The 12,748-nt window shown below is 66.4% G+C and carries 12 protein-coding genes; 5 read left to right on the top strand and 7 right to left on the bottom strand.

Annotated elements, in window-relative coordinates:
- Positions 1-96 precede the first annotated feature (96 nt).
- Positions 97-672, bottom strand: coding sequence for a helix-turn-helix domain-containing protein (locus AC4EEV_RS15620; protein ID WP_018762206.1), 576 nt, complete (start codon positions 670-672; stop codon positions 97-99).
- A 275-nt stretch (positions 673-947) separates the two neighbouring features.
- Between AC4EEV_RS15620 and AC4EEV_RS15615 the strand changes: the two genes are divergently transcribed.
- Positions 948-2,468: a sodium:solute symporter family protein gene (locus AC4EEV_RS15615; protein ID WP_018762205.1), complete on the top strand. Its 1,521-nt coding sequence runs from the start codon at positions 948-950 to the stop codon at positions 2,466-2,468.
- Positions 2,469-2,545: 77 nt separating this feature from the next.
- Here the strand turns inward: AC4EEV_RS15615 and AC4EEV_RS15610 are convergent, their stop codons facing one another.
- On the bottom strand, positions 2,546-2,773 hold the full coding sequence (locus tag AC4EEV_RS15610; protein ID WP_018762204.1) for a hypothetical protein: 228 nt from the start codon (positions 2,771-2,773) through the stop codon (positions 2,546-2,548).
- Between the two features lie 265 nt (positions 2,774-3,038).
- On the opposite strand from AC4EEV_RS15610, the gene AC4EEV_RS15605 reads away from it, so the two are divergent.
- The gene (locus AC4EEV_RS15605; RefSeq protein ID WP_133832495.1) at positions 3,039-4,181 is read left to right on the top strand and encodes a VIT1/CCC1 transporter family protein; all 1,143 of its coding nucleotides are present in this window, start codon (positions 3,039-3,041) and stop codon (positions 4,179-4,181) included.
- A 41-nt stretch (positions 4,182-4,222) separates the two neighbouring features.
- Here AC4EEV_RS15605 and AC4EEV_RS15600 read toward each other — a convergent pair whose 3' ends face one another.
- Positions 4,223-5,359 carry an LOG family protein gene (locus AC4EEV_RS15600; protein WP_109863827.1) on the bottom strand — a complete coding sequence of 379 codons (1,137 nt, stop codon included), beginning with the start codon at positions 5,357-5,359 and terminating at the stop codon, positions 4,223-4,225.
- Between the two features lie 257 nt (positions 5,360-5,616).
- On the opposite strand from AC4EEV_RS15600, the gene AC4EEV_RS15595 reads away from it, so the two are divergent.
- Together AC4EEV_RS15595 and iolB are read left to right on the top strand one after the other, a co-directional pair.
- On the top strand, positions 5,617-6,357 hold the full coding sequence (locus AC4EEV_RS15595; protein ID WP_491329380.1) for a GntR family transcriptional regulator: 741 nt from the start codon (positions 5,617-5,619) through the stop codon (positions 6,355-6,357).
- 17 nt (positions 6,358-6,374) lie between these two features.
- Positions 6,375-7,268, top strand: coding sequence for a 5-deoxy-glucuronate isomerase (gene iolB, locus AC4EEV_RS15590; protein ID WP_491329379.1), 894 nt, complete (start codon positions 6,375-6,377; stop codon positions 7,266-7,268).
- A gap of 36 nt (positions 7,269-7,304) precedes the next feature.
- Here iolB and AC4EEV_RS15585 read toward each other — a convergent pair whose 3' ends face one another.
- Complete coding sequence (locus AC4EEV_RS15585) at positions 7,305-8,507, bottom strand: MFS transporter (RefSeq protein WP_491329378.1); 1,203 nt, start codon at positions 8,505-8,507, stop codon at positions 7,305-7,307.
- Positions 8,508-8,679: 172 nt separating this feature from the next.
- Between AC4EEV_RS15585 and AC4EEV_RS15580 the strand changes: the two genes are divergently transcribed.
- Positions 8,680-9,129: a MarR family winged helix-turn-helix transcriptional regulator gene (locus AC4EEV_RS15580; protein WP_491329377.1), complete on the top strand. Its 450-nt coding sequence runs from the start codon at positions 8,680-8,682 to the stop codon at positions 9,127-9,129.
- A 63-nt stretch (positions 9,130-9,192) separates the two neighbouring features.
- Here AC4EEV_RS15580 and AC4EEV_RS15575 read toward each other — a convergent pair whose 3' ends face one another.
- The 3 genes from AC4EEV_RS15575 to AC4EEV_RS15565 form a co-directional block, all read right to left on the bottom strand.
- Positions 9,193-10,650 carry a sugar porter family MFS transporter gene (locus AC4EEV_RS15575; RefSeq protein WP_491329376.1) on the bottom strand — a complete coding sequence of 486 codons (1,458 nt, stop codon included), beginning with the start codon at positions 10,648-10,650 and terminating at the stop codon, positions 9,193-9,195.
- 76 nt (positions 10,651-10,726) lie between these two features.
- The gene (locus AC4EEV_RS15570; RefSeq protein WP_133832500.1) at positions 10,727-11,740 is read right to left on the bottom strand and encodes a Gfo/Idh/MocA family protein; all 1,014 of its coding nucleotides are present in this window, start codon (positions 11,738-11,740) and stop codon (positions 10,727-10,729) included.
- Between the two features lie 57 nt (positions 11,741-11,797).
- Positions 11,798-12,709 carry a sugar phosphate isomerase/epimerase family protein gene (locus AC4EEV_RS15565; protein WP_491329375.1) on the bottom strand — a complete coding sequence of 304 codons (912 nt, stop codon included), beginning with the start codon at positions 12,707-12,709 and terminating at the stop codon, positions 11,798-11,800.
- Between the last annotated feature and the right edge of the window lie 39 nt (positions 12,710-12,748).

Raw genomic sequence — 12,748 nt, 5'->3', positions numbered from 1 at the left:
AGGAGTTGAGGGGATTGTGTGACTGCCATCATACACTCCTGTTTCCTTTGGAGCATCAGGTGTTTACCAAACCGACCCCGGGACCCTGAGGAGCAGTCAGCGGCTGGCGGCGGGCACCAGGACCCAGAGCACCTCGACCGGCTTATCCGAGGGATTGATCCACGTGTGCGGCTCCCGCCCCGGGAACGTCACCGTATCGCCGGTACTGAGGTCGTATTCCTCGTTGGTGAGGATCAGCTTGATGGACCCCTTGATCACATGCAGCACGTCCACGTCGCAGTCCACGGCGTAGAGTTCGGACTCGCCGCGGCCGTGCGGCTCAATGACGGCCTGGATGATCTGGACCCGGCGTTCCGAACGGGCGGTCAGCAGCCGCTCTACGATGCCCTGGCCGCCGAGCGAGATGCGCGGGCCGTCATTGCGCTTGGTGAGGTGGGTTTCCGGCGCAGCGAAGAGGTCGCCAATCGAAATCGAAAGCACCTGGCAAAGTGTCACCAGTGAAGCCACGGACGGTGAGGTCAGGTCGCGCTCCACCCGGCTGAGGAACCCCTTGGTCAGCCCGGTGGCGTCCGCAACTTGCTCGATGGTGAGCCGCTGGGACTGCCGGGCGGCCCGGATCCTGGAACCGATGGCGACCGGGACGTTGCTGGGCTCAACTGGCAGTGCCTTCATCTACGAACCTTTCATGGCCGGCAGCCCGGCTCCACTCTCGAGCCATACTAATCCGCGGCGCTTTTGTGACGCGCGCATGCCACACCCGGGCCGCGCGGCGCGATTGTTCTTGACTGTTGCGGCCGTCACATCCTAGGCTTCGAAAACTCCTGTTGCCTATAAGGCAATACTGGAATCCCCAATACTGGAATCCCCTCCGTTCGTCCGCGGCGGTTCCGCGGGCCCTCGCCCCCGGTCCCATACCCGGCGCCCAACAGCTCCAAGGAGCCCTTCACATGGATGCAAGTGCCATCAACATCGCCATCGTGGTGGTGTATCTGCTCGCAATGCTGGCCTTCGGCTGGTGGGGCAAGTCCCGCACCAAGAACAACAGTGACTTCCTGGTTGCCGGCCGCCGGCTGGGCCCCTTCCTGTACACCGGCACCATGGCCGCGGTGGTCCTGGGCGGTGCGTCAACCGTGGGCGGCGTGGGACTTGGCTACAAGTTCGGCATCTCCGGGATGTGGCTCGTGGTGGCCATTGGCGCCGGGGTCCTGCTGCTGAGCCTGCTCTTCGCCGGCACCATCCAAAAGCTGAAAATCTACACCGTGTCCCAGATGCTCACCCTCCGGTACGGGAGCCGGGCAACGGAGGCCTCGGGCATCGTCATGCTCGCCTACACCCTGATGCTCTGCGCCACCTCCACCGGTGCGTACGCCACCATCTTCGTGGTCCTGTTCGGGCTTGACCGGGCCCTCGCCATCGCGATCGGCGGAGCCATTGTGCTGGTGTACTCCACCATTGGCGGCATGTGGTCCATCACCCTGGCGGACCAGGTCCAGTTCGTGATCAAGACCGTGGGCATCTTCTTCCTGATGCTCCCCTTCACCCTTAACGCCGCCGGCGGCCTTGACGGCATCCGCAGCCGCGTTGATGCCAGCTTCTTCCAGATTGACGGGATCGGCGTCCAGACGATCATCACCTACTTCGTCGTCTACACGCTGGGCCTGCTGATCGGCCAGGACATCTGGCAGCGGGTCTTCACCGCCAAGACGCCCAAGGTGGCCCGCTGGGGCGGAGCCACGGCCGGCGTCTACTGCATCCTGTACGGTGTGGCCGGTGCGCTGATCGGCATGGCCGCCAACGTGGCGTTGTCCAACGTCAAGATCGCGGCCAAGGACGACGTCTACGCCGAAGTGGCCCAAAACCTCCTGCCCGTCGGCATCGGCGGCCTGGTCCTGGCCGCCGCCGTAGCTGCCATGATGTCCACCGCGTCCGGCGCACTGATCGCCGCCGCCACCGTGGCAAGGGCGGATGTCCTGCCGTTCGTCGCCGGCTGGTTCGGCAAGGAGGTTTCCACCGGCGATTCCGAGAACCCGGAGCACGACGTCAAGGCCAACCGGGTGTGGGTCCTCGCGCTGGGCATTGTGGCCATTGTCATCGCCATCATCACCAAGGACGTAGTTGCGGCCCTGACCATTGCCTACGACATCCTGGTGGGCGGCCTCCTGGTAGCCATCCTGGGCGGCCTCGTCTGGAAGCGCGGCACCGGACTGGCAGCAGCGGCATCCATGGCAGTCGGCTCCGTGGTGACCCTGGGCACCATGATCATCCTGGAGGTCAATGCCAAGGCGCCACTGGACGGCATCTACGCGAACGAGCCCATCTACTACGGCCTGATCGCCTCGGCCATTGTCTACGTCGCCGCCTCGCTGCTCACCCGCCCCACCGACCCCCTGGTCATGCAGGCCTGGCAGCGCCGCGTGGCCGGGCAGGAGCCGGAGGAAGCTTCCGAGGAAATCCTCGCCGGCCACTGACCGGACACAGGCTTCAACGCACGACGACGGCGCCTCCTTTCGCTTCAAAGCGGAAGGAGGCGCCGTCGTCGTTGGTCCTACTCCCCTTCGCCGCGGAGCTCGTCATCATCCAGCGGGACCTCGCGGTCCTCGGCGTCGATGACGACCGGAGGGGCCTTGACCACGGGCTCTTCCTGGTCCAGGAATTCATCCTCCGCGTCCCAGCCGGCATCGTCCACCGGGGCATCCTCGGCGTAATCGTAGGCGGGGTCCGCTTCTACGGCATCCAGGTGCGGCATGTCGGGGTGCTGTCCGGTGGTGCCCATGATCCAACCTCCGTGTTTCGCCTGGCGTGCTCTTTCGGGACGGGCGAAGGCCACGCCACCCCTTCATCACAGCACCGGCGGGGCTGGGGGTCAAGGGCCGCGGCGGCACCATCAAAGGCCGCGGAATCCAGGAAGTACGGGGTGTTTTTTACGGTAAACCGAAACTCCCCAGCGAGGTTTGCCAGCCAAAAAACCGCGGAAAATCGCAGTACGCTGGCAGGGCAAAGGCGCCGCAACCATGCCCTTTCCAAACCCAGGAGTACCAGTGTCGCAGCACGCCCAGTCCGAATCCCATGCCGTCCCGGAGGCCGCCACGACCCCCCGGAGCCAGCCATCGCCGTCGAACATCAAACGGTGGCGCCAGTACCTCGCCGACGAGCGCGCCGAAGCCGCCGTCTACCGCGACCTGGCGCAGAACCGCGAAGGGGAAGAGCGGTCCATCCTGCTGGCCCTGGCTGAAGCCGAAGGCCGGCACGAGGCGCACTGGCTGGCCCTGCTGGGCGAGCACGCGGGCAAGCCGAAACGGGCATCCGCCCGAAGCCGGTTCCTGGGGTTCCTGGCCCGGCACTTCGGCTCCGTCTTCGTGCTGGCCCTGGCCCAGCGGGCGGAGGGCCGCTCCCCCTACGCCAAGGACCCCAATGCCACCGAGGCCATGGCGGCCGACGAACAGATCCATGAGGAGGTGGTCCGGGGACTGGCAACCCGCGGCCGCAACCGGTTGGCCGGCACGTTCCGCGCCGCCGTCTTCGGTGCCAACGACGGCCTGGTCAGCAACCTCTCCCTGGTGATGGGCATGGCGGCGTCCGGAGTGGCCAGCAGCGTGGTGCTGCTCAGCGGCATCGCCGGGCTCCTGGCCGGCGCCATGTCCATGGGGGCCGGCGAGTTCATTTCCGTCCGTTCCCAGCGGGAACTGCTGGCAGCCACGCGCCCCACCCAGGTCACCCTGGCGGCTGCGCCCAAGCTTGACCTCGAACACAACGAACTCCTGCTGGTGTACCTGGCCCGTGGGATGTCCCGGGAGGCAGCCGAACACCGGGTGGCCGAGCGCACGGGCCTGCTGTCCTGCGACTGCGACCCGAGCCTGTCGCTGCAGCCGGAGCTGCCGGAGGAAGAGGACCAGCATGAGGCAGTAGGCACCGCATGGGGTGCCGCGCTCTCCAGCTTCTGCTTCTTCGCATCCGGCGCCATCATCCCCATCCTGCCGTTCCTGTTCGGCCTCACCGGCGTTGCCGCCCTCGTGGTGGCGGGGTCCCTGGTGGGCATCTCCCTCCTGGCCACAGGCGCCGCTGTTGGCCTGCTGTCCGGCACGTCCCCGCTGACCCGCGGCCTGCGCCAGCTGGCCATCGGCCTGGGCGCCGCCGTCATCACCTACCTGCTGGGCCTGCTGTTCGGCACGGCGGTGGGCTAGCCGCCACCTGCCCACACTCCGTGGAGGTCTTCGGGCGCCGTTCAGCGGCGCCGGAGGACCTCCACTGCTTCGTCCACTGTGTCCACGAGGAAGATGTAGTCGGCCATGGTGCGCCCGGCGGCCAAGCTTGCCAGCATGGGCCAGGCCGGGTATTCCTGTTCCCAGTGCCGGCGCCCCACCAGCACCATGGGAGCCACCTTTTCCCGGGCACCGTAGTAGTTTTCGCAGGCGTCCTGGAAGATCTCCTGGACCGTGCCCGCGGCTCCGGGGAGGAACACGATGCCGCCGTGGCACAGTTGCAGGAGGATGGCTTCGCGGATGGCGTTGGCGAAGTATTTTGCGATGTGCGTGGCGAAGTAGTTGGGCGGCTCATGCCCGTAGAACCAAGTGGGGATCCCCAGGGACGGAGTCCCGCCCGGGTGGCGGTCGACGACGGCGGCGGCCGCGCGTGCCCAGGCCGAGACCGAGGGCCGGAACCCGGGGACGGCGGCGAGCGCGGTGAGCTCCCGCTGCAGGTCGTCGTCGGACGCCCCGCTCAGGTACGCACCCAGGTTCGCCGCCTCCATGGCGCCGGGTCCGCCGCCGGTGGCCACCACATGGCCGTCGCGGGCAAGCAGCCTGCCCAGCCGCGCCGCCTGGGCGAACCCCGAACTGCCACGGGGCGCCGCATGGCCGCCCATCACGCCGACGATGGACCGGCGGTTCCAGGGCGCGGAGCGGGTGAGCTCGTCGAGCGCATCGCCGATGGCGTGGTCGTGCAGGGCAGAGGCCAGGGTCGCGTCCACGCGATGGCGCTGGCCGGACTGGATGCTCCAGTGATAGATGCGGGCATCGGGAAGTTCCTCGTAGGGAGAGGAAGCCAGCCCGTCGTAGAGCTCGGCCGGGGAATACAGGGTGGCACGGTAGGGGTCGAACGGGACGCCTTCGAGCCGGGGAAAGATCAGCGCGCCACGGCTGCGGAGGTTGGCCTCCATGCCGTCGTCGAAGAGGCAGCCAAGGAACATGGCCCCCTCAACATCCACCCTCTTTAGGTCCGCGGCCCGCCCCCGGAGGTCCAGCGACTGGGCGTGCCAGCCATGCAGGTTGACGGCGCCGCCGGCAACCAACCGGTCGAAGCTGGCCAGGTCCTGGACTTCGAGGTTGCGGGGACGGGGGCCAAGGCTGCCGGCGAAGTTCACGGTTGCTGCCCTCCGGTCCTGGTCATGGAGCCAGCCTAGGGCACCGCAGGTGCACGGCGGGGCTCTGCCGCATGGCGCGATGGGCGCCGGGCCTCTCCCGTCCGGCCACCAGCCGCGACTTCCCTTGACGCCCGGAACCCGCCTGCTACGATCGAGCAGGATAGTATGTCCTATCAAGAGAACATATAGGCGCTCGGTACGTCGGCACGCCGCCCGGACCGACTGCCGCGCAGACACCAAAGACGAGGGACCGCACCGTGGCGAACAACCTGGGACTGAACATCGACCGTTCCTCCCCCGTACCCCTGTACCACCAAGTGGTCCAAGGGATCGAAGCCGCAATCTACAGCGGGGTTCTCGAACCCGGCAGCCGGCTGGACAACGAAATCGACCTGGCCGCCCAGCTCAACCTCTCCCGGCCAACCATGCGCAAGGCGATGGACGAACTGGTGCGTTCAGGCCTCCTGGTGCGCAAGCGCGGTGTGGGAACCCAGGTGGTGTCCAGTCAGGTGCGCCGCCCGCTGGAGCTCTCGAGCCTCTACGACGACCTCACCAACAACGGCAAAAAGCCCACTACCGAGGTCCTGAGTTTTTCCCATGTGGAGGCGGACGACGCCACCCTCACCACGCTCCAGCTTCCGGCCGGCTCCAAGGTCTACCATTTCACCCGGCTTCGGAAGGTGGCCGGCAAGCCGCTGGCCCTGATGGAGAACTGGGTGCGCGACGATATCGCCGACATGGACGAGGCCATGCTGGGGGCCGAGGGCCTGTACTCGATCCTGCGCCGTGGCGGCGTGAACTTCCGGCTGGCCAACCAGCGCATCGGCGCCGTGAATGCCAACGACTACCAGGCGTCCATGCTGGACGCGGCCGCCGGTTCCGCCCTGGTCACCATGGAACGCACGGCCGTGGATGACACCGGCCGCCGCGTCGAGACCGGGCACCACGTCTACCGGGCCGATTCATACAGCTTTGAAATGACCCTCGTACAGCGCTAGCGCAAAGGAACACCACCATGACCAACTGGGTCTACCCCCTGGGCACAGCCGCGGACGGAAAATGGGACGTTTCGATCGGCACGTCCGATTCCTCCCTCTCCGTGGAGGGCTGGGCACACACGGGACTCAAGGTGGCCACCTTGCCGGCGGGCGCCGCCGTCGACCTTCCCGCCGCAGGCGAGGAACGGATCGTGGTGCCCCTCAGCGGATCGTTCACGGTGACAGTGGACGGCACGGAATACCCGTTGGCCGGCCGCCCGGCCGTTTTCGCCGGCCCCACCGACGTACTCTATTCCGGCACCGGGCGCACCGTCCGCATCACGTCAGCCGACGGCGGGCGGGTGGCCGTTGCCACCGCCCCGGCCCGGGCCTCGTACCCCACCCGGATGGTGCCCGCCGCCGACATCCCGGTGGAACTGCGTGGTGCGGGCAACTGCTCCCGCCAGGTCCACAACTTCGGCACACCGGCAGCACTCGAGGCGGACCGCTTCATCGTTTGCGAAGTCCTCACCCCGGCCGGCAACTGGTCCTCCTACCCTCCGCACAAACATGACGAGGAGACGGACGGCGAGACCTCCCTGGAGGAGATCTACTACTTCGAAACCCAGGTGGCGGCCGGCGGCGCGGCACCTGCCGATGTGGATGCCATTGGATACCAGCGCGTCTACGCTTCGGACGAGCGGCCCATCGATGTCTCGGCAGAAGTCCGCACGGGCGACGTTGTGCTGGTGCCCTACGGCTGGCACGGCCCCGCCATGGCTGCCCCGGGATACGACCTCTACTACCTGAACGTCATGGCGGGCCCGGGGCCGGTGCGCGAATGGCTGATCAGCGACGACCCGCACCATGGCTGGGTACGGCAGGCCTGGGAGGGCCAGGACATCGATCCCCGGCTGCCCTTCGGGGCCTAACCAAAGGCCGGGCGCTTCTTTTCCCGGCCTGGCGGCCTAGCGGACCGCCAACGGTTCCGCCGCCTGCACCTCGCCGGCCGGCCGCTGTTCGCCGCGCTTGGCGGCCGCCGCTGCGAACGCCATGACCACCACTCCCGCAAGGGTGATGACAGCCCCGGCCCAGATGGGCGACGTATAGCCGAATCCCGCAGTAATGGTGACGCCACCCAGCCAGGCGCCCAGGGCATTGCCCACGTTGAACGCACCGATATTCGCCCCGGAGGCAAGCGTGGGAGCGCCGGGGGCATACTTCATGACCCGCATCTGCAGCCCGGGAACGGTGGCGAAGCCGAAGCCGCCCATCAGGACCAGTGAGATGACGGTGAGCACCGGATTGGCGGCGGTGACGGCAAAGGCCACCAGGACCACGGAGAGGATGGCGAGCACCGCCAACAGCGTCCGGTCGACGTTGCGGTCTGCCGCTTTTCCGCCCAGCGTGTTGCCGGCGAAGAGTCCCACGCCGAAGACAATCAGCAGCCATGGCACGGTGGAGGCGGCGAAGCCGGACACCTCGGTCAGCGTGTAGGCGATGTAGGTGAACGCGCCGAACATTCCGCCGAAGCCGAGGATGGTCACCACGATGGACAGCCAAACCTGCCCGCAGCGGAAGGCCCGCAGCTCGGAGCGGAGGCTGCCCGCCTTGTCGGCTTCACCGGCCTGCCGGGGCACCAGGGCAAGGATTCCGGCGAGGGCGGCCACCCCGATAACCGTGATGGCCCAGAACGTAGCCCGCCATCCGGCGGCCTGGCCCAACAGCGTGCCGAACGGAACGCCCAGGACATTGGCGGCGGTGAGTCCGGTGAACATCAGCGCAATGGCACCGGCCTTCTTGCTGGGCGGAACCATGCCCGCGGCCACCACGGCGCCAATTCCGAAAAAGGCACCGTGCGACAGGGCGGCGATGATCCGGCCCAGCATCATGGGCCAATATCCGCCAGCGGTGGCGGAGAGCAGGTTTCCTGCGATGAACAGGACCAGCAGGGCAGCCAGCACCGGCTTGCGTTCAAACCTCGTCACGGCTGCGGTGAGGCCCAGCGCGCCCACCACGACGGCGAGCGCGTAGCCGGAGATGAACCATCCGGCGGAGGCCTCGCTGACGCCGAAATCCGCGGCCACCTGCGGAAGCAGTCCGGCGATGACAAATTCGGTGAGTCCAATTCCGAAGCCGCCGAGGGCGAGGGCTATCAGGCCAACAGGCATGGAAATGCTCCTTCGAATTGCAGGGGTTGGTTGTCCCGTGGAAGGGAAGGCGCCTAAGATAGTTGCAGGCGCGGTATTTATTGTTGCACATGCAAATATACCGCGCAAGCAACTATCTGCGTTCAATGATCGATGGCCGCCCGTTTGGCGCCATTGTGGTGAAGGAGCAACCATGGGCATCAAGGACGACGCCGTTGAGGTACGCGCCCAGGGGTGGCGCACCTTGGCGGCCCTGCATGGCTTGATTGAAGGTGAGCTGGAACGTTCCCTGCAGGCCGAGTCGGGGCTTTCTGTGGTGGAGTACACCGTGCTGGATGCCCTCAGCCGGCAGGACGGGTGGCATATGCGGATGCAGCAACTTGCCCGCGCCACGGCACTCAGCCCCAGCGCCACCACCCGGCTGGTGAACCGGCTGGAGGACCGCGGCCTCCTGACCCGGATCCTGTGCGACGACGACCGCCGCGGCATCTACACCGAGCTGACCGGCAGCGGCATCAACCTGCTTTCTGAGGCCCGGCCGGTCCACGATGCCACCCTGGAGCATGCGCTGGACCAGGCCCAGGCGGTCCCGGAGCTGGCGCCGTTGGTGGACGCCCTGCCCCGGTTGCACGCGCCGGCATAAAGCAGCCCCCGGAAGGATCAGCACGCGGGACGCTGCTTCCTGCGCGGTAACGGACGGGGAGGGTCAGGGAACCTTGGCCGCGGCGTCCGTGGGGTGGCCGGCGGAGACGTTCTTGAAGTAGTGCTCCAGATCCTCCAGGCTCTTGTCCTTGGTCTCCGGCACGTACTTGGCGGCGAAGCCGATGGCACCGATGCCAAAGCCGGCAAACACGAAGAAGGTGTTGGAGATCCCGATGACGGCCAGCAGCTGCGGGAATCCGAAACCGACCAGGAAGTTGACGGTCCACAGCAGGAACGCCGAAGCACCCATCCCCAGCCCCCGGATCTTCAACGGAAAGATTTCCGAGAGCATCAGCCACGTCACCGGTGAAATCGCGCCTTGCTGGAAGGCCAGGAACGTCACGGTCAGGGCCAGGATGGCGAAGCCCCTGTCCGGGCCTTCGGGGAGGATCAGCGAGAAGAGGCCGATCAGCAGCAGCGTCGTCGTGGTGCCAATTTGTCCCGTGATCAGCATCCTGCGCCGGCCCACCTTGCCCAGCAGCCAGATGCCCACGAACGTGGCAAGCACCGAGATGGCGCCGTTGGCGATATTAGCCGTCAAGGCGGCCTCGCGGCCAAAGCCTGACGTGGAGAGGATCTGGGTTCCGTAGTACATGATCGAGTTCACGCCGGTAATCTGCTGGATCACGGCAAGGCCCAGTCCCACGAAGAAGATGCGCCGGAGCCATGGGATGCCGACGTCCTTCCACGAGCCCATCGTGGACTTGCCGTCTTCCAGGGCCATGGCTTTGACTTCTTCGAACTCCCTGGCTGCTTCCTCCTGCGATCGGATCCGCTGCAGCACCCTGAGCGTCTCGCCGAAGCTGCCAGTGGACGCCAGCCACCGGGGGCTCTCCGGCATGAAGTTCATCCCGATCCACAAAGCGATGGCCGGCAGCGTGGCGATCACCAGCATCCAGCGCCAAATGCCGTGCGACCCGCCGAAGGAGTTGCCCAGGCAGGCGTTGAAGGTGAACGCCAGCAGCTGCCCGGTGACGATCATGAGTTCGTTTCGCGTGACAATGCGGCCGCGCCGGTTTCCCGGCGCCACCTCGGCCAGATACACAGGGACCGTAACGGACGCCCCGCCCACGGCGAGCCCCAGGACGAACCGGGCGGCGACCATCACCCCGGTGTTCGGCGAGAAGGTACAGGCAAGGGTGCCCGCCAGGAAGATCACGGCCAGCCCCATGAGCATCAGCCGCCGGCCGTGGCGATCCGCCAAGCGTCCGCCGAACAATGCACCGAAGGCCGCACCGAACAGCAGGGACGACGTGACCAGGCCCTCGGTCAGTGGTGTCAGGCCCAGGTCCTCCTGCATGTACGGCAGTGCCCCGTTGATTACACCGGTGTCATAGCCGAAGAGCAGGCCGCCCAAGGTGGCGATGACGGTGGCAGTCCGCAGTGCCCGCCTGTGGTTGCCCGGCGGGATGGTGGCGTGCTGCAGCCCGTGCGACGCATGCTGGTCAGGAGTGGATTTCACATAAACACTCCATTGTGGACCAGCAGGGATGCGGACACAAAAGAGGGACGGATGGCCGGCCCGTCCCCCTCCTGTCCTACTTGTACAGGTCCGGCTTTGCGGCCAACTTCACGGCCACCTTTTCACCGTTCTTCTGCGCCTCGACGCCCGCTTCGCAGCACGCGGCGGTGGCATAACCGTCCCAGGCGGAGGGGCCGCCGATCCCGCCCTTAAGTGCCGCGTCCACCCACGACTGGATTTCGACGTCGTACGCGGCTCCGAAACGCTCCTCGAACCCTGGCGTGACGTTGCCGCCCCAACGGCCGGCGCTGCGCGTGTAAGGGCCGGTGTCCCCGCCGATGCTGACGATGCCGTCCTCGAAGGTGGCCTGGGTAGCCACTTCGTAGCCGAACTTGGCATTGACGTAGATTTCGACGTCGGCCAGGACCCCTGACTCGGTTTCAATGAGGACGTGCTGGGGATCGTGCTGGCCGTTGGGCGCGGTCCTGGTTGCCTTGCCCAGGCGGACCTGGACGCTGGTGATTTCCTCGCCGGTGAAGTAGCGGATGGCGTCGAATTCGTGGACGACGGAGTCGTTGATGAGCATCTCGTTGGTGAAGCCTTCGGGGGTGGTGGGGTTGCGGTGCTGATGGTGCAGCATCAGCAGCTCACCCAATTCCTGGTTCCGGATGATCGAGCCAAGGGCCGCGTATTCGGCGTCGAAGCGGCGCATGAAGCCCACCTGGATGCGCTGGTGGCCCAAGGCAACCTCGGCCTCGACGATTTTCCAGGATGATTCGGCGTCCGGGGTGAGCGGCTTTTCGCAGAGGATCGGGATGTCCTTGGCGAGCGCTTTGAGCAGGATGTCCTGGTGGAGGAACCCCGGGGTGGCGATCAGCACCGCGTTGACGCCACCGTGAGTGAGGGCTTCCTCGGCGTCGGTGAGGGCAACGGCACCGGGGATGCCTTCGATGGCGGCCTGCGCGCGGGCAAGGTCGACGTCGACGACGGCGGCAACTTCTGCTCCGTGGATGCGCTTGCTGAGGCGCTGGATGTGGTCTGCGCCCATGCGGCCTGCCCCGATAACGGCGACGCGGAGGGATTCAGTCATTGTTCAGTCCTTCTGGTTCTGGAGGGAAGGGAGGCGCTGTCCGCCTGTGCTGGTCCGTCAGCTGACGGTCGTGCGGGAGCCGCAGGACAGCAGGTAGTTTCGGGTGCGCTTGGCGATCGGCATCGGAACGTCGAAGGCCACGGGGTACATGTCCTGCTCCACGATGCCGAAGATGGGCCGGTTCAAGGCTTCCACTGCGTCGATGACCGCACGCAGGTCGGGCAGCCCGTTCGGCGGTTCGGTCATGACTCCTGCGAGGTTCGCCGCGGCCCAGGTCATGTTCTCGTCGTTGACCTTCTTCAGGATCTCCGGGTTGACCTGCTTCAAGTGCAGGTAGCCGATCCGGTCCGGGTAGTTCTTGATCAGTTCCAGGCTTGAGGCGCCACAGTATTCGGCATGGCCGGTGTCCAGGCACAAGTTCAGGTATTTCGGGTCCGTGGCGTTCAGAAGGGTTTCAATGTCCTCCTGGGCTCCCACGTGCGAGTCTGCGTGGGAGTGGAACTGCTGCTGCAGGCCAAAGTCCTCCAGGAGGGTCTTGCCCAGGCGGTCGTGGCCGGCGAACAGGTCGCGCCAACCCTTCTCGCTCAGTGTCCCGCTCTCCACGGCTTCGCCAGTGACGTCGTCGCGCCACATGGCCGGGATGACCACCATATGCTCTCCACCCATGGCGGCGGTCAGTTCAGCGACTTTCCGGGCGGGTTCCCAGGCGGTTTCCCACTGGCCCAGGCCGCGGTGGAACGCGGTGAATACGGTGCCGGCTGTGACCTTGAGGTCACGCTGCTTCAGTTCTTCGGCAAGCCGGATGGGATCGTTGGGCAAGTAGCCATAGGGGCCCAGCTCGATCCATTTGTAGCCTGATTCGGCCACCTCGTCGAGGAAGCGTTCCCACGGGGTCTGCTGGGGATCGTCCGCGAACCAGACGCCCCAGGAGTCCGGTGCCGTGCCGATGATCAGCTTGTTCTCAGTCATGTGCCTGTTCCTTTGGAGGGTTTCGGCAGGTTAAACCAC

Source organism: Pseudarthrobacter sp. MOO14 (assembly GCF_058267675.1).
The sequence above is the reverse complement of the archived record's forward strand: the minus strand, read 5'-3'. Positions and strand labels throughout refer to the sequence as shown.